Below are 20,786 nucleotides of genomic sequence, written 5' to 3'. Positions count from 1 at the left end.
CCCCTATCCGGACAGTTCGGTTGTCCCGCTCACCGCACGTCGGCGCCGGTCAGTGGTCGTTCAGGGCCGCCGCGAGCCGTTCCGTTTCCGTGGTGGGCGCCTCACAGACGAAATCACGGCAGACGTACGCGGCCGGGGCGCCGTCCACCAGCGGGCGGTGCGCGAGCAGCGGGAACTCGTCACCGTCCGCGACCCCGGCCGCCACGACCGCGCCGGGCGCGGTGCCCAGCAGCGCGGTCCGGTGCAGCGCGGCGGTCCGCTCCTCGGTCAGCGACGGCCCTACGACGGCCACCTCACGGGGTCCGTCGAGCAGCGCCTCGGCCGCCGCGAGGCCCCAGCCGGTGAACCTCGGCACGCGCGGCCCGAGCGCCTTGACCACGCCCAACGCCCGCTCGGCGGCGGTGCGGTGGGGTGCGGAGCCGGTGTGCGCCGCGTACCCGAGCAGGGCCGCCGCCGCCGCGCTCCAGCCGGACGGGGTGGCGTTGTCGGTGGGGTCCTGCGGGCGGCGGATGAGCTGTTCGGCGTCGGAGGCGGTGTCGTAGAGCGCGCCGGTCTCCGGGTCGGTGAAGCGGGCCAGGACATGGTCGAGGAGGAGTCCGGCGAACTCCAGCCAGACGCCCTCGCCGGTGACGGAGGCGAGCGCGAGGAAGCCCTCGGCCACGTCCGCGTAGTCCTCCAGCACACCGGAGTTGGCGCCCCGGCGGCCGTCCCGGCTGGTGCGGGCGAGGCGGGCGTGTTCGTCCAGGTGGACCCGGACCAGCAGGTCGGCGGCGGCGGTCGCGGCCTCGATCAGGTCGGGGCGACCGAAGTAGGCGCCGGTCTCCGCGAGCGCGGCGACGGCCAGGCCGTTCCAGGCGGCCACCACCTTGTCGTCCCGGCCGGGCGCGGGCCGCTCGGCGCGGGCGGCGAACATCCGCTCCTTCACGGAGGCGATCCGCTCCGCGTCGAACACACCCTCCTCCTGCGGGAGTTGGAGGACGGACTGGCCCTCCTCGAAGGTGCCCTCCTCGGTGACGCCGAAGAAGCGGGCGGCGAGATCGCCGTCCTCCTCACCGAGAAGCTCGTGGAGCTGGGCGGGCGTCCAGACGTAGTAGGCGCCTTCGACGTGCGGCGCGTCGTCCGGCGCGTCGTGGGGCCTGCTGTCGGCGTCGAGGGCGGACGCGAACCCGCCCTCGGCGGTGCGGAGTTCACGGACCAGGAAGTCGGCGGTCTCCAGGGCGACCCGGCGGGCGAGGCCGGAGCCGGTGGCCCGCCACAGGTGCGCGTACACCCGGCAGAGCAGGGCGTTGTCATACAGCATCTTCTCGAAGTGCGGGACGATCCAGTCGCGGTCCACGGAGTACCGGGCGAAGCCGCCGCCGAGCTGGTCGTAAATACCGCCGCGGGCCATCCGCTCACAGGTGTCCACGGCCATCTGCAACGCGCCCTCGGCGCCGGTGCGGGCGTGGTGGCGCAGCAGGAACTCCAGCACCATCGAGGGCGGGAACTTCGGCGCCCCGCCGAATCCGCCGCGCTGCGCGTCGTACTCCCGCGTCAGCCCGAGCAGCGCCTGCGCCAGCTCCGGCTCCCCCGGCAGCCCGTCCGCCCGCTGCTGGATCTCCCGCTGCGCGAGATCCCGCACGATCTTCCCGGCCACCTCCGCGACCTCGTCCCGCCGCTCCTCCCACGCGTGCCGCACCCCGCCCAGCACCTGCCGGAACGACGGCATCCCGTGCCGGGGCGCGGGTGGGAAGTACGTCCCGAAGTAGAACGGCTCGGCATCCGGCGTGAGGAACACGGTCATCGGCCACCCGCCCTGCCCGGTCGCCGCCTGCACCGCCTCCATGTACACCGCGTCCACATCCGGCCGCTCCTCCCGGTCCACCTTCACCGCGACGAAGTGGGCGTTGAGGTACTCGGCGGTATCGGGGTCCTCAAAGGATTCGTGCGCCATGACGTGGCACCAGTGGCAGGCGGAGTAGCCGACGGAGAGAAAGACGGGGACGTCCCGCCGCCGCGCCTCCTCGAACGCCTCCGGTGTCCAGGGCCACCAGTCGACCGGATTGTCGGCGTGCTGAAGCAGATACGGCGAGGTCACACCAGCCAACCGGTTCATGAAAGTCAGCCTCTCACACCACTGGCTCCCAGTCGGGAAGCCCTCACCTGCTCCCCTGCGCCGTCAGCGCACTCTCCGCTACCCAGGGAGAGCTGGGGCAGCCCACTGGCACGTCGCAGATCAGCCAGACGCCAACCGGTCAGCTCTACGAGGAGTTCCTCCTCGCCTTTCCGTACGGCCTCCTCGCGCCCTGTACCACTTGTTCCAACGGCCCCGCTTGTCTCCCTCGACCAGCCTGACCGCTATCGAAGCAGCGAGGAGGAGGAGCGATATGGCGCGCTCTCGGGGATAAAGCCTGGACGGGTCCGCGGAGCCACTGAGGCGTGGGGGGCGACCCGCACGGCCGCCGCTCAGTCGGCTCCGATCCGAAAGCCCCGCTGGCGCGGGGAAAAGAGCCGGGAATCTCGGTATGTCCGGCACATCCCTGCGGTTGAGTGGAACAGGGACGGGCAGCGTATCGCTAGCGCCGCACTAGGTGCAGGCCCCGTGTGGGGGTGTAGGCGATAGGCCCTCCCGGCCCGCTAAGACATCGACCTCGGGGATCGAGAACGATCACAGCCCTGTTCCGTAGAGGCGGCCTGTCGGAGAAGGGCGGCCACTCGGAGACCGGCGAGAGGTACGCGATCCAACTGATCGGAATTTCAATGGTGTTGAGAAGCAACTCGCGCTGCTGAGCCCGGTGAGCGTCAAGGGCCTCCTGGTCGTGCTGAGCACTGTGGTCGCCGAGATCGGCGGCCAGTTCACCAGCCGGGTCATAGCTGTAGAACGGTTCCCTGCCACCGGGGTTCTGGCGGAAAAGGACAACCACCGCCGTGCCGGGTTCCCTCATACGCGACCGTGCGGATAGTGAGCCGGTGCTGCGGTCGCCCTTGCCATGCGCCTCGCCGCTCTTCAGGGCTTCGACTCCCGTCGGCTCTCCGTCGAGGCCGTAGGGGTACAGGGCGCGGGCGTGGGCGGTGTTGTCATGGTCGCTGAGATCATCGAGCCACTGTTCCCAGGTTGCTCTGAGCAAGGATCCGATAGGCGTCCGAGGGAAGGGCGCCGGGCTGTAGGCCCTCTCGATCAGAGAGGCGCCGTCCCGCGTGGCGTCGAAGCAGGCGGCCCCCTGCTGTAGTTCCGGATTCCGCTCACCGGCACAGGACACGCAGGTGGACGGGGCGGTGACGAGGTCGTTGAGGAGGTACCAGGACATCGTCAGCGCATAGGGGGCGTACACGTGCGCATCCAAGTTGCCCGGGCTGTACTCGGTGGGAGGGCTTACAAGGGGAAGGCCATCCGGGGCGGGCAGGTGGAGGACGGTCATGCGCGCCTCGCGCAAGGGGGCCGGCCGACCAGCCTGGTTGGGAGCGTGGCGGTGCAGACGCCCCCGGCGTTGGATGAGCAGGTCGACGGGGGCCAGGTCGGTGTAAAGGCGGTCGAAGTCCAGGTCCAGGGACTGTTCCAATACCTGTGTGGCGATGACGAGGATGCGCTGCGGCCGGGCGGGGTTGCGCTGGGTACGGTCTTCCCCTGGCCCCAGGACCTCCCGCAGCCGCGTCTCCAGGGAGAGACGGTCGCGTGGCAGCAACTTCCCGTGCAAGAGGACCACTTCTTCGGGCCGCCAACCGCGTTTCCTGGCCTGCTCGTATACCTCGGAGTAGAGATCGTGGGCAGAGTCGACCCGATTGCGGATTACTGCGGTGCACCCTCCGTCGGCGGCCTCGCGGAGGATGAGGTCGGCCAGCGCTGCCGTGCCGGGGTCACAGACGAGGTCCAGGCGGGTGTGCTGCGGAGCGGGTGCCTCGTCCGGTCGTACGCCAGTGACCCGGCCCCCTCGGTCGATCAGGGTGACGGGACCCTCGGCCCGGAGTGGACGCGGCTGGATACGATGGCCGCGGCACCAGGCGTCTGCGACAGCCTGCCGGGTGTCGCTCGGAAGGGTGGCCGAGAGCACAACCACCGAGGCTCCGGCATCCGCGAGCCAGCTGACAACGGCTTCCAGCAGCCGTTCCTGGAACAGCTCGTATGCATGGGCCTCGTCGATGATCACCGTTTTGTTGGCGAGGCCGAAGAGCCGGAGGAACCAGTGTTGTGACGCCTGGGCTGCCAAGATGACCTGATCTGCGGTGCCGATGCCGAACGTGGAGATCACGCCAAGACACCTACGGAGGTACCACGGGTCGAGGACGGGCCGACCGGGCAGCTCCGGATCGCCTGCGGAGGCCAGGGTGTCCTCAATGAACGGCAGGCTATCGGCCGCACATTCATGGCCAGACCTCCGCTTCCCAGCATCGAGCAGCCGGTGGACGGCCGGGGAGGCTTCTGCCGTGCTGTGGACGATCGCCAAGTTGGCGTCCGTAGGGGTGCCGAAGGCTCGGGTGAGGAAGGAGATGTACTCGGCGGCGGCCTGGTCGGTCCCTGCTCGGGTGGGCATCGCCGCGTACAGCCCGTGGTAGCCGTTGACGCGAGCGAGATGGTGGGCGTACCAGAGGGCGAGGCTTGTCTTCCCCGCTCCGGTGGTGCCTTCGACGATGACCAGCGCGGGGCCGTCGATGGGCGCGGCCCTCATGGCAGCGGCCTGGAACGGGCGGGGGCGGGGTGCCTCAGGGAAGAGTTCTGCCCACTCCGAGGGCCCGGGCACCCAGGAATGCAGGCGCAGCTTGCGAAGAGCGGCTTCCGCCTGCCGTTGCGAAGCGTTCCACCACTGCTCGACGGTCTCGGCGGGAGGCCGGTAGTGGAAAATGGTCTCGTCGGAGGCGATCCAGTCGGCCATCACGACCAGCCCCGCGAACAGCGGGAGCGTCACAGGGCGTTCGAGGGTGGTGCGTTCGGGCAGGCGTTCCATTTCGACCCCGAACAGGTGGGCGAGGGTCTCGATCATGTGCCGGTAGTACGGGTCCCAGTCGTCCGGCCGGGCCGCACGGGCTGCCCGGTGAACGGTTTCGAGGTGGGGAATGTGGCCGTGGTGGCCACCCAATAGCAGCGCCATGCGGTGGAGACCGCGGCCGCGGCGCGCCTCACCCTTGCCTCCGCAGTGTCGGCAGGTACAGCCGAGCAGGCGCGGCAGGTGATGGGCTGTGACGTGCTCGTGCCTGGCCCAGGGAGCGAATCCCGATTCCTCCGGCAGAGGCAACCCTGCCGAACGCGCCTGTGCGCGCCACGTCCTTCCAGCCTGTCGCATCTGTGAGCGGACCCAGCGCCCTTTGCCGAACTGGTGAAGGAAGCCGCCGGACGCCTTGCCCAGGTCGTGCAAGGCGGCGTAGAACATGGCGTTCCTCCGCGCCACCACCTCATCTCCGGCGCCAAGAGCCTCGACGAGACGTTCCCGTACCGGCTGGGCAAGGTAGTTGTCCCACAACTCACCTGTGACAGCTCCCACATCGAGCATGTGGGCGAGCAGTGGACTCCAACTCCCCTCACCACGGCGGCCACTGACCCCGCGCTGGTCCGTCTTGCCCCAGATGAGTAAACACCCAAGACCGATTTTCCGGGAATAGCTCATCCGATCACCCCGCCACTGCTAGCGTTCAGCACATGCGAACCAGTCGACCTACAACGATATACCGAGTTTTAGGCAACGCCTCGAATCCGGCATGGCGGTGGGACCCACGCACGCAAGCGTGCCAGCCGGCACTGACAGTGGACGAAGTCTCCGGCAGGGCCGTCGTCCGACTGATGAGCCTGGTGGATCTCCTGCGCAACGCAGACCAGGTCCTCGCGCTCTCGGGCTCGACCGCGGGGGAAGATGTCGCCGTATTCGAGTACCTGATGGCGATCCTCTACTCGTCGGATCACGTCCCCACCTCGCACGAGGAGTGGCGCCGCTGGGTCGAGGGCCAGGAGTCGCTGAGCCCGGCAGCCGACTGGCTGGCTGGTGAGCCGGACGACCGATGGGACCTCTTCCACCCGGAGCAGCCGCTGGGACAGAACGCGGAGCTCGCACCCTTCCTCGACGGGCACGGGGTGGGGCATGCACAGGTCGTCATCGAACGCGCAGGCGACTACCACCAGTTCTTCGACAAGTCCCATCTGCACGACCCCGAACCGATGCGACCGGACGTCGCGCTCAGGGCGATGCTCGCCCAGCATGCCTACGGTCTCGGCGGCAGGGCGATGGCCAAAGCTGACTGGCTGGGGCCGCAGTTGACCTATCAGGCCGTCGGGCGGCTGGGGTCTCGTATTCGGGTGATCGCGATGGGGCCGACGCTCGGCGACACACTGCGGCTGAATCTCGTCCCCGGTAGGGACCGGCAGCCGACCTTCAACTACTCCTGGACGGACGGGCGGCGCCGTCGGCGCACCTTCCGTTCCGGGAAGGAGCCGCGCCTCCCCGACGGCCGGGCGGACTTGCACTCCTTCCTCGGACGGTCGATCCTGTTGCGCCCTGTACTCGTCGACGGACGGTTGATGGTCGACCGGGTACTGATGGCCGCCGGCGAGTTGCTCGCCCCGTTGCCCCCTGCATACCTGCAGGACGCCGTGCTGACGCGGTCCGGGAACTACGAAGGGCCGCTCCGCCCGAGTGCCGACCGGGCCGTCTGGCAAGAGGCTCACGCGCTGTACGCAGCGGCCGCGGACCGGTTCAAGGGCGCGGACCTGTACGACCGCCTCGCCGACCTGCCCGACAGGACGGTGAACCTGTGGGCAGTGGGACTCGTCGCCCGCAAGTCAGCTGCCGTCACGTGGGTGTCTGACTCATTCCCGTACACGTCGGGTTTGCAGGTCGACCTGAAGTGGGCGGCCGACGAAGGATCGGCGATGTGCGAGTACGCGGCGAAGGCACTGTGGTCGGCGGCGGCGACTGCCCGTGAGGCGGCGTACCCGAATGCCAAATCGGCGGACCGAAAGCCGCAGACTGCCCGGTTCAACGGATCGCGGGAGATGTGGGCCGGGGCCGCCGCCCCCTTCCACGCGCTGCTCGACTCGGTGAACGCGAACCAACGACCCGACGCCGGACCGTTGGAAGCGTTCGGACGGGAGATCCGGACGACCACGCGGAACGCCCTACGGTCCCGCCTGGCCTCGCTGCCGCCCGGCGAGCGCGGGCTGAGGGCCCGGTTCCAGGCCGAGACGCGGCTCAAACAGATGCTGAACGCCGAGAAGTGCCCCGCCTACCTCAAGGGGAGCCCCGATGACTGCTCCACAGCTGCCACCGGAACTGCAGGCCCTCATCGCGGAGGTTGGTGACGATCTGGCTATGGCGGCCAAAGACACGGCCACTCATGAGCGCCCCCGGTCCGAGCTGCTCAGCCGCTACCTGTGCCGCCTGGTGTGGACGCACAACACCGGTGCACTCGCCGACTTGAGGCGACCCGAAGCCCTTACCGAGCCGAGGCTGGTCGCCGCGAACTTCTCTCCGGAGGAGGAACACCGACTCGCCTACGAAAAGGTGGCGTTTCTCTTCGCTCGCTTCCACGCCGGCCGGAGCAGAGCGCTTCCCGGCTCAGGGTCGATGGGCCGTGCGCTCCGCCGTATCGGCGGTCCGGGCGGACGGGGCCCCAAGGACCCCGGGGCCGTCCGGCTCCTCGACCGGTTGGTGGCTTCGCACGAGCTCCCCCTACGGCACCTGCAGCACGCGATCGAGCGCGCACGCGCCTGCGACGTGACACCCCCGTCCTGGGCGCGGCTGGCAGACGACCTCACAAAGTGGCGGTCGCCCGGCGAATCGGTCGCCTACGACTGGGCCCGCGACTTCTACACCCCCGTTTTCCCTTCGAAGAGGAACGACTGACGCCATGACGATCATCCGCAGCAACTCCGTGTACGAACAGCTCGGTTGCCACCAGTTCCTCTCCCTCCACGCGCTCGAAAGCCTGGTGGCAGTGCTGCCGGTTCGCGACGAAAACGGAATGGCGAAGATCATCCCGTTCGGTGGCGAGACACGGAACCTGATCACGTCGCAGGCGCGACGACGAGCGGAACGGACGCTCGGCCGTGACCGTGCGAACGCGGGCGAGGGGGCGCTGGCCGGCTACACGATGGGGATGCGTACCCGCGAGTGGGCGCTTCTCGCCACCGACGCACTCTGCGCCCTGGGCTGGGAGCGGGCCGAGGCCCTCTCGACCGCCAAAGCCGTTCTGGAAGGCGTGGGGCTCAAATTCGGGGACAAGGAACGCACCCGCGACCTGACCAAGGTGCTGGTCTTCGCTCCCGAGGACGCCGGTGAGAGGCTGGCCGCTTCCATCGACGCCAAGCGCGATGTCGTGGCCGGGTGGATCAAGGAATTCGAAGCGGCACGTGCGGCGGCGAAGAGCAGCTCCCGGGGCAGCAAGCGGGCGGCTGCGGAACCCGAGGCGGCGGCCGATGGCGAGGGGGGCGCGACCGAGTCGCGCATCCCTCCCCTGCCGAGGGAGGTACGTGCCGGGGTACTCACGGCGCTCGCCCCCAGGGACGCCATCGACATCGCGTTGTACGGGCGCTTCCTCGCCGAGATCGCGGACTCACCCAATGTGGACGGCGCTGTGATGACCGGCCCCGCTTTCACCGTGCACAGGGCCAACCAGATCGACGACTTTTACAGCGCCGCAGACGATGCCAAGATCCGGCGCAAGGCGAACGCCCTGGACTTCCTGGACGCGGCGGACGACGCAGGCTCAGGGATGACCGGTTACCAGTCCCTGATCTCCGGGACGTTCTACCGACACGCGGCGCTGGACCGCGTGCAGCTGCGGAACAACCTGGTAGCCGGTGGAATGCCGCCCGAGGAAGTGGACAAGGCCGCCCGTGCGGCGGAGCGCCAGTTCGTCGAGGCATTTGTTGACGCCATGCCCCACGCAAAGAAGAACACCACCGCTTCCACGGGCTCCTTGCCCAAGCTGGTCCTGGCCTTCGAGGGGGCGCGTCCGTTCAACTACTCCGCAGCCTTCGAATCGCCGATCGACGAGCGGGTGGGGGGCGGAGTCGCTCTTGCGGCCGCCCGCAGGCTCCTCGCGCAGCATCGTCTGGTGACCTGTAAGCGCTCCGACATCGGCGGGGGACGCGTTCTCACTTACGACCTGGGCATCCAAGAGTTGCTGACCGAGCTTGCGGGCCAGGAAGGGGCGCTCGTCGCCACCGAGGCGGGTTCCGTCGAGGAAATGACCGCCCCGTGAGCCCGTACGTACTCCTGGCCCGATTGGCCGGCCCTCTCCAGTCCTGGGGGCTGAACTCGCGGTTCGACCAGCGGGACACACACCTCAGGCCCACCAAGTCAGGCTTCATCGGGCTGCTCGCCGCCGCCGCGGGGCTCAGCCGGGAGGAGCCGATCACGCCGCTCGACGAACTCCGGTTCGCAGTGCGTGCCGACCGGCCTGGTACCCCGGTGGAGGACTACCACACCGTCGGCGGTGGACGGTATCCCCTTCGCCCTCGTGACCTGATCACCGACCACCGGCTGAACCGGACGACGGCTCTCCTCTTCGACGACAACGTGCCCGGCCGGGCGTTCGGCGTCATGCCCAGCCCCTCCGTCGGCGGCTGGTACGGGGCACCCAAGGGCATCGCCCCCGATCCGAACAGTGGCCATCTCATCGCCCGGACGGGGCACCGCAACCCGATCATCACCAACCGCTCCTACCTCGCGGATGCCCAGTTCGTCGCGGCGGTCGAGCATGAGGACAAGCAGATGCTGGACGAGTTGGCCGTGGCTCTGGAACAGCCTCGGCGCTTCCTGTGGCTCGGACGGAAATCCTGCCCGCCTGCAGGAGAGATCTCCGGTGGGGTACACCCCGGATGCATCGAGGAGGTCCTCGCTGCCGCCCGTCTGCTCCCGCAGGCCACCTCCGAACAGCCGTGGACCTGGGTCGAGGTGGCGCCCGGTACCACTGGCGCCTCGAGGATCAACGACCAGCCGGTCAGTTTCCACCCCACCCACCGCAGTTACGCGCCCCGTTGGGAACGACGCATGTACATCGAACCGGGCCAGTCCATCGGATGGGAGCACCTGCTATGACCACGGCCTCCACTGCCATCGCACGCTTTGTGACCTGTCACAGCGTCCTCCATCTCGACGCCCGCCATGTTCTGGCGCAGAAGGCCGTTCTCGACCCGCACATCATGCATCGCCTGGTGATGTCGGGATTCAACGGGTGGATCACGCCGAATGAGCCGGACCCGCGGGCCCAGATGGGCATCCTGCACGTCTGGACACTGGACCTGAAAAACAACAGGCTGGTCCTGATCGTGCAGTCCCGCGTCCAGCCGGACTGGTCGTTCGTCCCCCGAGCGGCTCTGACCGACGGCATCACCACCCTGCCGGTCGACATGACCGTCCGCACCGGAGAGGCCTACGCCTTCCGGGTCGTGGTGAACCCCACGCGCCAGCGTGGCACGCGCGAGCACGACCGCGCACCCCGTAAACGGCTGTCCGATACGACCCCCGGTCATGTCCGGCAGTGGTTTGCCGATCGCCTCCAGGCCGAGGGCGAGGAACGTGTGGGTCCCCTCGGTGTTCGTCGCATCGGGGCGCACGGGGTGACAGAGTCCATGGCCGTGCGCATGCTGCCCAAGCTGAGCCTGACAGCCAAGCACCAGGGTGCCAGGATCGGCCGCGCGGAGCTGAAGGGGGAGCTGACCGTGACCGACCCCGAGGCATTCGTCGACGCACTTGCCAACGGCGTCGGCCGGGCCCGCTCCTACGGTGCGGGACTCCTTCTGGTTGCTTCCCCGGACAGTGTCTGATCGAGCAGGATCCGCCGGATCACCCGGGCCGCGACGCCCGGAACGGGGTTTCCGGGACCGACCATCGGGGCTTGTCTTGCTGTCTCACCTTGGCGGTCGGGCACCAGCTCGCCCTGGACGGGGTTGCCGCCTCGCGCTCCGCGTCGCGGCCCCGGTGGTCGTCCCGGAACCGGCACGCAACGACTGGTCGAAGCTCTGCGGGAACCGCGTGATCATCAGAGGGGCGTGAGCGCCGCCGGCTACTGGGTTGACGAGTTCACTGGCACCAGTGGCAGGCGGAGTACCCGAGAGAGAGAAGGACGGGGACGTTCCGCCGCCTGGCCTCTTGCATCGCCTCTTCTCCCCACGGCCACCAGTCAACGGGGTTGTCGGCGTGCTGGAGGAGGTAGGGCGACTGGGCATTGGCCAGGCGATTCATGCTCTCACTGTCCCACACGGTGCCGTCCGAGTCAGTGCGGCCCGCTGCCGCGTTCCCGGTGACGCCCGCCGGCACACGGGGCACGCGGCTCCTCCACACGACTCTCCGCCAGCACCCTCGAAAGGCGGCCGATCAGGCCTTCCACAGGGACACCGAAGCAGCGATGCAGCGATGCAGCGCGAGTCTGTCGCGCCCGCCACAAGGGGGTTCAGGATTCACCACGCGCCCGTTTCGGCTTCAGGCGATGGACGCGATGTCTCCGTCGTCGAAGTAGATGGCCTGATGCAGGCGCCCTCCCAGTGCGACCGCGAAGCGGGCGAGTACGTCCTGACCGGAGATGTGGCCCCGCTCGATCTGCGACACGCGCCCCTTGCTGACGCCCATGCGGTCAGCCACCTGCTGCTGTGTCAGACCTCGGGACTTTCGCAGGTCCGCCAGTCGGCGTCCAACGACTTCCGCGAGCAATTCCTCCTTGCCCTCCCGCACCGCTTCTTCACCGCCCGCACGGGCAACGTGCTCAGCGCGGATGTCCTGCCACCGCGTGTAGCCGCTCACGGTCGTCCTCCTTCTGCCTGAGCTCGTTGCTTCACGTACAGCTCGTAGCGTTGCTCGGCCAGCGGAATCGCCTCTCGGTACCACTCGTTCCACTGCCCCGATTTGTCTCCCGCCACCAGCAGGATGCTGGAGCGCCACGGATCGAAGGCGAACAGGATCCGCACCGTTCCGGGGCGTAACTCCTTCAGGTTCGCCATCGACGAGCCGTGAATAGTGTCCACCAGCGGACGCCCCAGCCCAGGGCCTCCCTCGGCCAGCGCGTCCAGCGCCTGTACGACCCGGACGTGCGCCTGGTCGTCGAGGCCGCCGATCCAGTCGCGCACCTCATCGACAAGGAAGATTTCCCACTCACCGCTCACACCAGAAGTATAGCGATAGCTATACCTGAGTCGAGGCGAACCGCGCGGCCCTGGACCGGCGGAGGGCTCCCGGCACTCGCGCCCGCGTGGGCGCACCAGGGGCGTGGCGCGAGTGCCAGGAGGCGGCGGAGTCAGGCCGTGGGGAGTTCGGGGGGAGCGGTGTTCGACGGGGCCGCGGTGGGCGCAGAGGTGCCGGAATGCCTCTGCGAGCGGGCCGAGGTCGATGACCGGGAAGCCGTTGCCAATGAGTGTTCGAGTTCTTCGGCGGGGATGGCGGGGTGCTGCTCGCTGCCGTCGGTCATGCCCATGAGTACGACGCTGCCCACGGCGAAGCCCGCCGGGCTGTCCCGGAGGTAGTGGGCGCCGAGGCGAACCGCAAGACGACGACGGCCAGGGCGGCGTGAATACCGGGGAACGAGCCCGGCCTGGCCTTCCGCGTCTTCTCCGACGCCCCGCGCATCGAGTACGCCTTCGTCTGGCGCACCGGCCACGAGACCGCCCGGCTGCGGGCCTTCGCCGATCTGACGCTCCGACATGTGGACGCGGCGGCCGGGCCGGTGTTCCGCCGTTCCAGGTCTCCTGATGGGCCGCCGGGACACCGGGACACCGGGACACCGGGACACCGGGAGCAGCCTGTCGGGGTTCGGATCTCCCTGCCTCAAACCGGCCTGAAAGCACGGGTGTTGTCCATGCTTTCCTGATCGCCCCCTCGCCATCGCGCGCTCCCCGAAGGACACTTCTGGGCAACGGTGCGACAGCGGAGGGGGCTTGGGAATGCGCGACGGCCATCGGGCGGAGGCCGAACGGCTGCTGGGGCGGGCCGTGGAGGAGGAGGTACGGCGCTCCGGCGGGCGGGCCGACAGGCAGGTGCTGCTCACGCGGGCGCGGGGCGCGCTGGACTCGATGGCGCTGACGGCGGCCGAGGAGTACACGGCGTACACCCGCGCGCTGGACGAGTCCGAGGCGGACCACCTCACCTTCGGGCAGCGCTACGCCCGTGAAGGCGCCGGAACTCCCCTGCTGGTGGCGGCCGTTGCCGGGGTCGCGGCGGTGGTCGCCGACCTGTCGCTGGGCACCGGGGGTGCCGCCGCCGTCGGCGCGGGCGTGACCGTGGGGGTGGTGGGCGCGGCGGCGACCGTGGTGAAGGTCGCCGGGTCGCATCTGCCCGCCGCCCACCACCGCAAGGGCGCGGCCGGACAGCCGGGCGGGCCGGAGCAGTTGCGGTTGCAGTGGCTGACGGCGCTGGAGGTACGCGGCATCCGGCCCTACCTCGACCAACAGCGGGTGCTCGGCGCCGCCACGGGGCCGAGGAAGACCGCGGGTCCGGTGGTGCTGCGCGGCGCGGACAAGAGCGCGGCGGCCCGGCGCCGTACCGTGCTGGAGCAGTCGTTCGGTCAACTCCCTGAGCCGGAAGGCCCGTTCGCCGGTCGGCGGGCGGAGCTGGCGCGGATCAGGCAGTGGGCGCAGTCGGCGCGCGCGGCGACGGAGACCCGGCCGACGGTGGTGGTGCTGCACGGCGAGCCCGGTGCCGGCCGGACGGCGCTCGCAGTGCGGGCGGCGCACGAGCTGCGGGACCACTTCCGGGGCGCGGTGGTGGTGGACCTGCGCGGCGGCAGCCGGGACGAGCCGCCGCTGCCGGTGCGGGACGCGCTGCTGCATCTGCTGAACCGGCTGGGCGCGCCCCGCGAGCAGTTGCTGTTCCGGGAGCGGTCCTCGCCCGATCAGCAGGTGAAGCGGCTGGGCGAGCTGTACCACCGGCATTTGACCGGGCTGCCGGTGACGATCGTGCTGGACGACGCCTCGGACGCCGGGCAGGTACGGGCGCTGGTGCCGGAGCACTCCGACAGTCTGGTGCTGGTGACGGCGCGGGAGCCGCTGGAGCTGCCGGAGGACCTGTCGGCGTGGGTGCACCAGCTGCCGGTGCGGGCGCTGGAAGCGGCGGACGCCGAGGAGTTGCTGGGCTCGGCGGCCGAGGACGCGTCGGCGCCGTACGACGGGGAGTCGGCCGAGGCGATCCTGCGGCTGTGCGGCGGGCTGCCGCTGGCGCTGCGGGTCGCGGGGTCGGCGCTGGGGCCGCGTTCGCCCCGGCAGCTCGCCGGGGATCTGGAGGCGTACGGCCCGGTGGAGCCGGTGGAGCGAGCGCTGTGGCTGCGCTACACCGACCAGCCGGAGGCGGCCCGGCGGCTGCTGCGGCGCCTGGCGCTGGCCGGGCGGGCGTCGCTGGGCGCGGCTGCCGCCGCCGCGCTGCTGGCGACGGACGAGCCGGAGGCGGCCCGGCATCTGCGGGCGCTGGCGGGTGCGGGGCTGATCGACCATGTGCGGGGCAGCCGCTACCGGCTGCACGATCTGGTCCGGGCCTTCGCGCAGGCCCGGCTGCTGGACGAGGAGGACCCGGCGGAGCGCACGGCCGCGCAGGAGCGGCTGATCGTGAACTACGCGGAGCTGGCGGACTCGGTGCTGCGGCTGGTGGACGGCAACATGTCCACCCGGTCGGACCGGTTCGGGCCGCACGGCTTCACCTCGCTGGACGAGGCGCTGCGCTGGCTGGACGACGAGTCGAGCTTCATCACGGCGGCGCTGCGGCACGCGGAGGGCGTGGATCAGGCGGCGGTGCTGAATCTGCTGGGCGCGCTGTGCGACTACTGCCTGCTGCGCGGCGATCTGTACCGGCTCGGTGAGATCAGCGAGCTGACGCAGGCGGTGGACGGGGGGCTGCTGGTGCGGTCGGTGCAGTGGCGCACCGGTATCGCGGCCCGGCAGCTCGGCGAGCTGGACAAGGCGCGCACGACGCTGGCCTCGGTGGTGGATCTGTACCGGGAGGCGCAGCACGACGCGGGGGTGGCCCGCGCGCTGTGTTCGCTCGGCATCACCCTGCACCACCAGGGCAATCTGACCGAGGCGGCGGCCCGGCTCCAGGAGGCGCTGGACCTTCAGGCGGCGCCGGAGCTGGCGACGGACCGGGCGTGGACGATGCACGCGCTGGCGGCGGTGCAGCGGGACCGGGCGCGGCTCGCGGAGTCCCTGGACCTGCTGACCCGCTCGCTCGTGCTGCACCGGGCGGGCGGTTCGGTGCACGGCGAGGCGTGGGCGCACTACCAGCTCGGGCAGCTCGCCCTGCGGATGGGCGATGTCCCGCGCGCGGAGCGGGAGTTGCGGTCGGCGCTGGAGCGGTACGGGCGGACGCACGACGCGCGCGGCGAGGCGTGGGCGCTGACCCAGCTGGCGCGGGCGCGGCTGGTGGACCAGGACCCGGGTCCGGCGGTGGAGGAGCTGCGCCGGGCGGCGGCCAGGCACCGGGAGAACGAGGACGTGCGCGGCGAGGCCTGGACGCTGTACTACCTGGGTCAGGCGCTGGAGGAGACCGGCGAGCTGGACCGCGCGGTGCGGGAGCTGGAGCGGTCGCGGCAGATGTTCTCGCGGATGCGGGACGTGTACGGGCTGGCGTGCGCCCGGCACCACTCGGCGCGGGCCACCCGTGACCAGCGGGCGGCGCAGACGGGTTCGCTGCGCAACTCCGGGTTCGCGCGGCAGTTGCTGGTGGACGCCCGTGCCGATTTCAAGCGGATCGGGGTGACGCACGGCGAGGCGTGGTCGTGTCTGGAGCTGGCGGTGGTGGACGCGGGCAACGCGCGGGTCCCGCAGGCGCTGGCACTGTGCGACGAGGCGCTGACGCTGTTCACGTCCTACGGCGACCGGCGCGGTGAGGACTGGGCGCGGTTCCTGCGCTGCACGCTGCTGCCGTACGGCGCGCCGGGCGGGGTGGAGGTGGGTACGGCGGTGGCGCAGGAGGAGCTGGCGCAGCTCGGCCGGGCCGCGCATCCGCTGCGGGACGACAAGCTCGCGGAGTGGGTTCCGGCGTACGCGCTGCTGCTGGAGCGCGGGGTGAGTCTGGAGGCGGGCTGGCAGGCGTGGCGGCTGCGCATGACGCCGGACCGCCACGCCCGTGAGGTGATGGGGGTGGCGGTTCCGGCGGAACGCTGACGCCCGTGTCCGGATCCGGCTCCGTCGCGCGCAGGCGCGCGGGGCGCGGTGGCCGGGTCGGCCCTGTCGCTGCCGCGCGGTGGCCGGGTCAGCCCTGTCGCTGCCGCGCGGTGGTGTCGGCGCGGTCCTCGGGGGCCGCTTCGGGGTCCGGGGCTTCCTTGAAATCGACCTTCTGCATGTGCTTGCTCATCGACTTCATCAGGCCCCACACGGCCACGGCCATCACCGCGAACACGATGAATCCGAGGACGCCGGGGGTGACCTTGTTCTCGTCCACTTCGGCGAGAGGGACGAGGTGCGTCAGTGCCAGGCTTGCGCTCATGTCATGCATTGTCGCGGATGCCCGCGAAGAGGTCGTCCTCGGGGAGGGAGGTGTCCACGAGGGACTTCGCCAGTTCGTACTCCTCGGTCGGCCAGACCTCCTTCTGGAGCTGCATCGGGACCTTGAACCAGCCGCCGTCCGGGTCGATCTGGGTGGCGTGCGCGATCAGCGCCTTGTCCCGGATCTCGTAGAAGTCCGCGCAGGGGACGTGCGTGGTCAGGGTGCGCTCGACGCGCTCGAACTCGCTCCAGCGCTTGAGCCAGTCCCCGTACGGCGACTCCAGGCCCCGGTCCAGCATGGCGTGGTGCAGCGCCTCGGTGCGGGGGCGGTTGAAGCCCTGGTTGTAGTACAGCTTCCGCGGCTGGAACGCGGGGCCGTACTCGGCCTCGGGGTACTTCTCGGTGTCGGCCGCGCCCTCGAAGGCCACCATCGAGATCTTGTGGGTCATGATGTGGTCGGGGTGCGGGTAGCCGCCGTTCTCGTCGTAGGTGGTGATCACCTGCGGGCGGAACGCGCGGATCTTGCGGACCAGTTCACCGGCCGCCTTGTCCACGTCCTCCAGGGCGAAGCAGCCCTCGGGCAGCGGAGGCAGCGGGTCGCCCTCGGGCAGTCCGGAGTCCACGAAGCCGAGCCACTCCTGCTCGACGCCGAGGATCTCGCGGGCCTCGTCCATCTCCTTCTTGCGCACCTCGTGGATGTGCTCCTCGATGTACGCGTCGCCCTGGAGCTTGGGGTTGAGGATGGAGCCGCGCTCGCCGCCGGTGCAGGTCACCACCAGCACGTCCACCCCCTCGGACACGTACTTCGCCATCGTCGCCGCGCCCTTGCTCGACTCGTCGTCGGGGTGCGCGTGCACAGCCATCAGTCGCAGCTGGTCAGTCAAGACTCAATCCTCGGTGTGTCGGCGCCCCTCGTCACGGGGTGCGTTTCGATCGGGGGCGTCCCTCGCGGACGCCTTTGCGGGGTGCCGGCCGGACGGCGGGCGGAGGCTTCTATAGTGACCGAATCGGGGGGCGAATAATTCCGCGGAAGGGACGATCATGAGCACGGCGAGCACGCGGCTGCCCGAGGGCCGCTACGGCCGTTCCTCGGACGAGCGTTCCGACCGTCGGCTCCGGTCCGCCGCCTGGGTCCTCGGCGCGCTGCTGTTCGCGCTGGTCGGCTACTTCGCCTACCACTACGTCGCCGAGAACCGGATCAGCGCCCAGGTGATCACCTTCGCGGCCTCGGGCGACGCCGTCAAGGTGCATCTGGAGGTGCACAAGGACGCCGGGACCGACGGCTACTGCACCCTGCGCTCGCAGTCCGCCGACGGTGCCGAGGTGGGCCGCGCGGACTTCCGTTTCGACGGCTCGACCACCCGCATCGACCAGGTCGTCACCCTGCGTACGACGGCGAAGGGGACGACGGCCGAGCTGCTCGGCTGCCACGCGAGCTGAGAACGGGTGCCGGGCGGGGTCCGGCACCGGCGGATGTGCGGCGCTGAGCTGCGCCGACGGGATTCTGACGGCTTATGTCCTCCCCCTGACGCCGTTGAATTGTTAGGCTCGTGGTTTCGCCCTTCCAGGAACAGAGCACTCTTCCTCGGCGGGCGATGCTTTGTATCCCCCAGTACCGACGAGGAGCACCCTGTGACCCAGACCAGCGAGAACGTCACCTGGCTGACCCAGGAGGCGTACAACAAGCTCCGCGAAGAGCTTGCGCACCTTACTGGTCCTGCGCGCACGGAGATCGCCGCCAAGATCGCCGCCGCGCGTGAGGAGGGCGACCTGCGCGAGAACGGCGGGTACCACGCGGCGAAGGAGGAGCAGGGCAAGCAGGAACTGCGTGTGCGCCAGCTCACCCAGCTCCTGGAGAACGCCCAGGTGGGCGAGGCCCCTGCTTCCGCCGACGGTGCCGTCGCGCCGGGCATGGTCGTCACGATCGCCTTCGACGGCGACGAGGACGACACCACGACCTTCCTGCTCGCTTCGCGCGAGTACGCCAGTTCCGAGATCGAGACGTACTCGCCGCAGTCCCCGCTCGGGGCCGGTGTCATCGGCCACAAGGTGGGCGAGGACGCGGAGTACGAACTCCCGAACGGCAAGAGGGCGTCCGTCAAGATCCTGAAGGCGGAGCCGTACTCGGCCTGACCTTCCGGTCCCCTTTCTCCGAGCACGCCCCCGGCGCCTGTACGGCACCGGGGGCGTCGCCCGTTCCGGGGGGCGTCGCCCGTTCCGGGGGGCGTCGCCCGTTGACGCGGAGGGCTCGGGTCAGCCCGCTGCCCTGCGGTACTTGCGGACCGCCAGGGTGCGGAAGAGCAGGACGATGACGACCGACCAGAGCAGCGATGCCAGCACCGGGTGCTGCATGGGCCAGGCGGACGGGGTCGGGTAACCGGCCGGGAGATTGCCGAAGAGTTCGCGGCATGCCTGGACGGTGGCGCTGAAGGGGTTCCACTCGGCGATGACCCGCAGGAACGTGGGCATGTTGTCCGAGGGGACGAACGCGTTGGAGATGAAGGTCAGCGGGAAGAGCCAGATGAGCCCGCCCGAGGTCGCCGCCTCCGGGGTGCGGACCGACAGGCCGATCAGCGCGCCGATCCAGGAGAACGCGTAGCCCAGCAGCAGGAGCAGACCGAAGCCGGCCAGCACCTTGCCGAGGTTCTCGTGCGTGCGCCAGCCGACGATCACGGCGACGACGGCCAGGACCACCAGCGTCAAGGCCGTCTGCACCAGGTCGGCGAGGGTGCGCCCGGTGAGGACCGCGCCGCGCGACATCGGCAGCGAACGGAACCGGTCCACCAGCCCCTTGTGCATGTCATCGGCGATACCGGCGCCCGCTCCTGCGGTGGCGAAGGTGACCGTCTGCGCGAAGATGCCCGCCATCAGGAACTCGCGGTACCCGGACGGGCTGAGGCCCGCGCCCGGGACGTTGATCGAGCCGCCGAACACATAGCTGAACAGCACCACGAACATGATCGGCTGGATCAGCCCGAAGATCAGCACCTCGGGGATGCGGGCCATCCGCACCACGTTCCGCCGGGCGATGACCAGGGAGTCGCGGACGGACCGCACCAGGGCGCCGCCGGGCGCGGCACCGGGTGGGGACTGGACTACGGCGCTCATGTGACGGGCTCCTCGGTCTTGTCGGTACCGGTACCGGCGCCCGCTTCGGCCCCGGTCTCGGCGATGTGTCCGGTCAGGGACAGGAAGACGTCGTCCAGCGTCGGGCGGCGCAGGCCCACGTCGTCCATCTCGATGCCCCGCGTGTCGAGTTCGCGGATGATCTCCGCCAGCAGCTTGGCGCCGCCGGTGACCGGGACGGTGAGCTTGCGGGTGTGCTCCTCCACGGTCGTCTCGCCCTTGCCGAAGGCGGTCAGCACCTCGGCGGCGGTGGGCAGATGCTCCCGGTCGCGCACCACCACCTCGACACGCTCTCCGCCGGTACGGGCCTTGAGCTGGTCGGAGGTGCCCTTGGCGATCACCCGGCCGTGATCGACCACCGCGATCTCGTGCGCCAGGTGGTCGGCCTCCTCCAGATACTGCGTGGTGAGCAGCAGGGTCGTACCCCCGGAGACGAGTTCCTTGATCACGCCCCACAACTGCTGGCGGTTGCGCGGGTCGAGGCCGGTCGTCGGCTCGTCCATGAACATCACGGGCGGGTGGACGACGAGCGCGGCGGCCAGGTCGAGCCGACGGCGCATTCCGCCGGAGTACGTCTTGGCGGGGCGGTCGGCGGCGTCGGACAGATGGAACTGCTCCAGGAGTTCGGCCGCCCGCCGCTTCGCCTCCCTGGACCGCATCTGGTAGAGCTGGCCGACCATACGGAGGTTCTCCCGGCCGGTCAGATACTCGTCCACCGCCGCGAACTGGCCGGACAGCCCGATGGAACGGCGCACCGCGTCGGGTTCCTTGAGCACATCGAGGCCGGCGACCACGGCCCGGCCGCTGTCGGGGCGGAGCAGGGTGGTCAGACAGCGGACCGTCGTCGTCTTGCCGGCGCCGTTGGGGCCGAGCAGACCGAGGACGGTGCCCTCGGGGACATCGAGGTCCACGCCGTCCAGTGCCCTGACATCGCCGAAGGTCTTCACCAGACCTTCGGCGTAGATGGCGCCTGGCATGTCAGTCTCCACGTCGTCGGGGATTCGTCGGGAACACGGAACTGGGTCCGGAGTTACGGAACAGAATGGAACCGCGCGCCCGAATCCGCATGCCGTTTCCCCGAGTGGGCCCGGTCATGCACCCCCTCGCCGCCGCGGACCGCCGAACGGCCACACACAGACCGTAACGCGATGTATCGCGTCTCACAACGGGTTTCCACGAAAGAGTGAACGTGTGTTCGAGGGAAGGGCGAGTGGGCCCGCTCCCCGGAACCACCCCCTCGCCGGACCCCGGCCGGCCCCGGCCCGACCAGCCCCGGCCCGACCCGGCCGGGCAG

Annotated in this window: 16 protein-coding genes and 2 pseudogenes; 9 read left to right on the top strand and 9 right to left on the bottom strand. The window is 70.1% G+C overall.

All coding sequences use genetic code 11. The features are described from left to right. Window positions 1–49: 49 nt before the first annotated feature. On the bottom strand, window positions 50–2,095 hold the full coding sequence (locus KUM39_RS19215; protein ID WP_217786943.1) for a thioredoxin domain-containing protein: 2,046 nt from the start codon (window positions 2,093–2,095) through the stop codon (window positions 50–52). Between the two features lie 460 nt (window positions 2,096–2,555). Further along, window positions 2,556–5,576, bottom strand: a complete 3,021-nt coding sequence (gene cas3, locus KUM39_RS19210; protein WP_217786942.1) for a CRISPR-associated helicase Cas3' — start codon at window positions 5,574–5,576, stop codon at window positions 2,556–2,558. A 56-nt stretch (window positions 5,577–5,632) separates the two neighbouring features. On the opposite strand from cas3, the gene KUM39_RS19205 reads away from it, so the two are divergent. The 6 genes and pseudogenes from KUM39_RS19205 to KUM39_RS28815 all read left to right on the top strand — a co-directional run. Next, window positions 5,633–7,261, top strand: coding sequence for a type I-E CRISPR-associated protein Cse1/CasA (locus KUM39_RS19205; RefSeq protein WP_308288177.1), 1,629 nt, complete (start codon window positions 5,633–5,635; stop codon window positions 7,259–7,261). Beyond that, the gene (gene casB / locus KUM39_RS19200) at window positions 7,206–7,805 is read left to right on the top strand and encodes a type I-E CRISPR-associated protein Cse2/CasB (RefSeq protein WP_217786939.1); all 600 of its coding nucleotides are present in this window, start codon (window positions 7,206–7,208) and stop codon (window positions 7,803–7,805) included. The genes KUM39_RS19205 and casB overlap by 56 nt, the downstream gene beginning before the upstream one ends. Before the next feature lie 4 nt (window positions 7,806–7,809). Then, window positions 7,810–9,165: a type I-E CRISPR-associated protein Cas7/Cse4/CasC gene (locus KUM39_RS19195; protein WP_217786938.1), complete on the top strand. Its 1,356-nt coding sequence runs from the start codon at window positions 7,810–7,812 to the stop codon at window positions 9,163–9,165. Next, the gene (gene cas5e / locus KUM39_RS19190; protein WP_217786937.1) at window positions 9,162–10,004 is read left to right on the top strand and encodes a type I-E CRISPR-associated protein Cas5/CasD; all 843 of its coding nucleotides are present in this window, start codon (window positions 9,162–9,164) and stop codon (window positions 10,002–10,004) included. The genes KUM39_RS19195 and cas5e overlap by 4 nt, the downstream gene beginning before the upstream one ends. Continuing rightward, window positions 10,001–10,732, top strand: a complete 732-nt coding sequence (cas6e, locus tag KUM39_RS19185) for a type I-E CRISPR-associated protein Cas6/Cse3/CasE (protein WP_217786935.1) — start codon at window positions 10,001–10,003, stop codon at window positions 10,730–10,732. The genes cas5e and cas6e overlap by 4 nt, the downstream gene beginning before the upstream one ends. 98 nt (window positions 10,733–10,830) lie before the next feature. Beyond that, a pseudogene (locus tag KUM39_RS28815) lies at window positions 10,831–10,961 on the top strand (DNA-binding protein); the annotation flags it as partial. 33 nt (window positions 10,962–10,994) lie between these two features. On the opposite strand, the pseudogene KUM39_RS19180 reads toward KUM39_RS28815, so the two are convergent. The 3 genes and pseudogenes from KUM39_RS19180 to KUM39_RS19170 form a co-directional block, all read right to left on the bottom strand. Further along, a pseudogene (locus KUM39_RS19180) lies at window positions 10,995–11,150 on the bottom strand (DUF255 domain-containing protein); the annotation flags it as partial. A gap of 237 nt (window positions 11,151–11,387) precedes the next feature. Continuing rightward, a complete protein-coding gene (locus KUM39_RS19175; RefSeq protein WP_217786934.1) occupies window positions 11,388–11,705 on the bottom strand; it encodes a helix-turn-helix domain-containing protein in 318 nt (105 codons plus the stop codon). Continuing rightward, window positions 11,702–12,064, bottom strand: coding sequence for a type II toxin-antitoxin system RelE/ParE family toxin (locus tag KUM39_RS19170; RefSeq protein ID WP_217786933.1), 363 nt, complete (start codon window positions 12,062–12,064; stop codon window positions 11,702–11,704). Before KUM39_RS19170 ends, KUM39_RS19175 begins: the two co-directional genes overlap by 4 nt. Before the next feature lie 774 nt (window positions 12,065–12,838). On the opposite strand from KUM39_RS19170, the gene KUM39_RS19165 reads away from it, so the two are divergent. Then, window positions 12,839–16,045, top strand: coding sequence for a tetratricopeptide repeat protein (locus KUM39_RS19165; RefSeq protein WP_217786932.1), 3,207 nt, complete (start codon window positions 12,839–12,841; stop codon window positions 16,043–16,045). An 88-nt stretch (window positions 16,046–16,133) separates the two neighbouring features. Here KUM39_RS19165 and KUM39_RS19160 read toward each other — a convergent pair whose 3' ends face one another. Continuing rightward, window positions 16,134–16,367, bottom strand: coding sequence for a hypothetical protein (locus KUM39_RS19160; protein ID WP_217786931.1), 234 nt, complete (start codon window positions 16,365–16,367; stop codon window positions 16,134–16,136). 1 nt (window position 16,368) lies between these two features. Next, the gene (gene mca / locus KUM39_RS19155) at window positions 16,369–17,250 is read right to left on the bottom strand and encodes a mycothiol conjugate amidase Mca (RefSeq protein WP_217786930.1); all 882 of its coding nucleotides are present in this window, start codon (window positions 17,248–17,250) and stop codon (window positions 16,369–16,371) included. A 157-nt stretch (window positions 17,251–17,407) separates the two neighbouring features. Here mca and KUM39_RS19150 point away from each other — a divergent pair, with 157 nt between their 5' ends. Together KUM39_RS19150 and greA are read left to right on the top strand one after the other, a co-directional pair. Continuing rightward, window positions 17,408–17,806 carry a DUF4307 domain-containing protein gene (locus KUM39_RS19150; protein WP_217786929.1) on the top strand — a complete coding sequence of 133 codons (399 nt, stop codon included), beginning with the start codon at window positions 17,408–17,410 and terminating at the stop codon, window positions 17,804–17,806. A 192-nt stretch (window positions 17,807–17,998) separates the two neighbouring features. Then, window positions 17,999–18,499 (top strand): transcription elongation factor GreA, encoded by a 501-nt coding sequence (greA, locus tag KUM39_RS19145; protein ID WP_217786928.1) that lies wholly within the window; start codon window positions 17,999–18,001, stop codon window positions 18,497–18,499. A gap of 120 nt (window positions 18,500–18,619) precedes the next feature. Here greA and KUM39_RS19140 read toward each other — a convergent pair whose 3' ends face one another. Both KUM39_RS19140 and KUM39_RS19135 read right to left on the bottom strand, forming a co-directional pair. Further along, window positions 18,620–19,474 carry an ABC transporter permease gene (locus KUM39_RS19140; RefSeq protein ID WP_217786927.1) on the bottom strand — a complete coding sequence of 285 codons (855 nt, stop codon included), beginning with the start codon at window positions 19,472–19,474 and terminating at the stop codon, window positions 18,620–18,622. Next, entirely contained in the window at window positions 19,471–20,469 is a 999-nt protein-coding gene (locus KUM39_RS19135) for an ATP-binding cassette domain-containing protein (RefSeq protein ID WP_217786926.1), read from the bottom strand. The genes KUM39_RS19140 and KUM39_RS19135 overlap by 4 nt, the downstream gene beginning before the upstream one ends. Between the last annotated feature and the right edge of the window lie 317 nt (window positions 20,470–20,786).

The sequence above is a fragment of the Streptomyces corallincola genome (assembly GCF_019104725.1).
Classification (GTDB): Bacteria; Actinomycetota; Actinomycetes; order Streptomycetales; family Streptomycetaceae; genus Streptomyces; species Streptomyces corallincola.
Note: the sequence above shows the minus strand (reverse complement) of the source record. Positions and strands in the feature narration are given on the sequence as shown.

What these genes read in the sequence shown, in the direction of transcription:
- cas6e (WP_217786935.1), top strand. Translation starts at nt 10,001, where the DNA reads ATGACCACGGCCTCCACTGCCATCGCACGCTTTGTGACCTGTCACAGC.
- KUM39_RS19135 (WP_217786926.1), bottom strand. Translation starts at nt 20,469, where the DNA reads ATGCCAGGCGCCATCTACGCCGAAGGTCTGGTGAAGACCTTCGGCGAT.
- KUM39_RS19215 (WP_217786943.1), bottom strand. Translation starts at nt 2,095, where the DNA reads ATGAACCGGTTGGCTGGTGTGACCTCGCCGTATCTGCTTCAGCACGCC.
- cas3 (WP_217786942.1), bottom strand. Translation starts at nt 5,576, where the DNA reads ATGAGCTATTCCCGGAAAATCGGTCTTGGGTGTTTACTCATCTGGGGC.
- KUM39_RS19195 (WP_217786938.1), top strand. Translation starts at nt 7,810, where the DNA reads ATGACGATCATCCGCAGCAACTCCGTGTACGAACAGCTCGGTTGCCAC.
- casB (WP_217786939.1), top strand. Translation starts at nt 7,206, where the DNA reads ATGACTGCTCCACAGCTGCCACCGGAACTGCAGGCCCTCATCGCGGAG.
- KUM39_RS19165 (WP_217786932.1), top strand. Translation starts at nt 12,839, where the DNA reads ATGCGCGACGGCCATCGGGCGGAGGCCGAACGGCTGCTGGGGCGGGCC.
- KUM39_RS19140 (WP_217786927.1), bottom strand. Translation starts at nt 19,474, where the DNA reads ATGAGCGCCGTAGTCCAGTCCCCACCCGGTGCCGCGCCCGGCGGCGCC.
- KUM39_RS19160 (WP_217786931.1), bottom strand. Translation starts at nt 16,367, where the DNA reads ATGAGCGCAAGCCTGGCACTGACGCACCTCGTCCCTCTCGCCGAAGTG.
- KUM39_RS19150 (WP_217786929.1), top strand. Translation starts at nt 17,408, where the DNA reads ATGAGCACGGCGAGCACGCGGCTGCCCGAGGGCCGCTACGGCCGTTCC.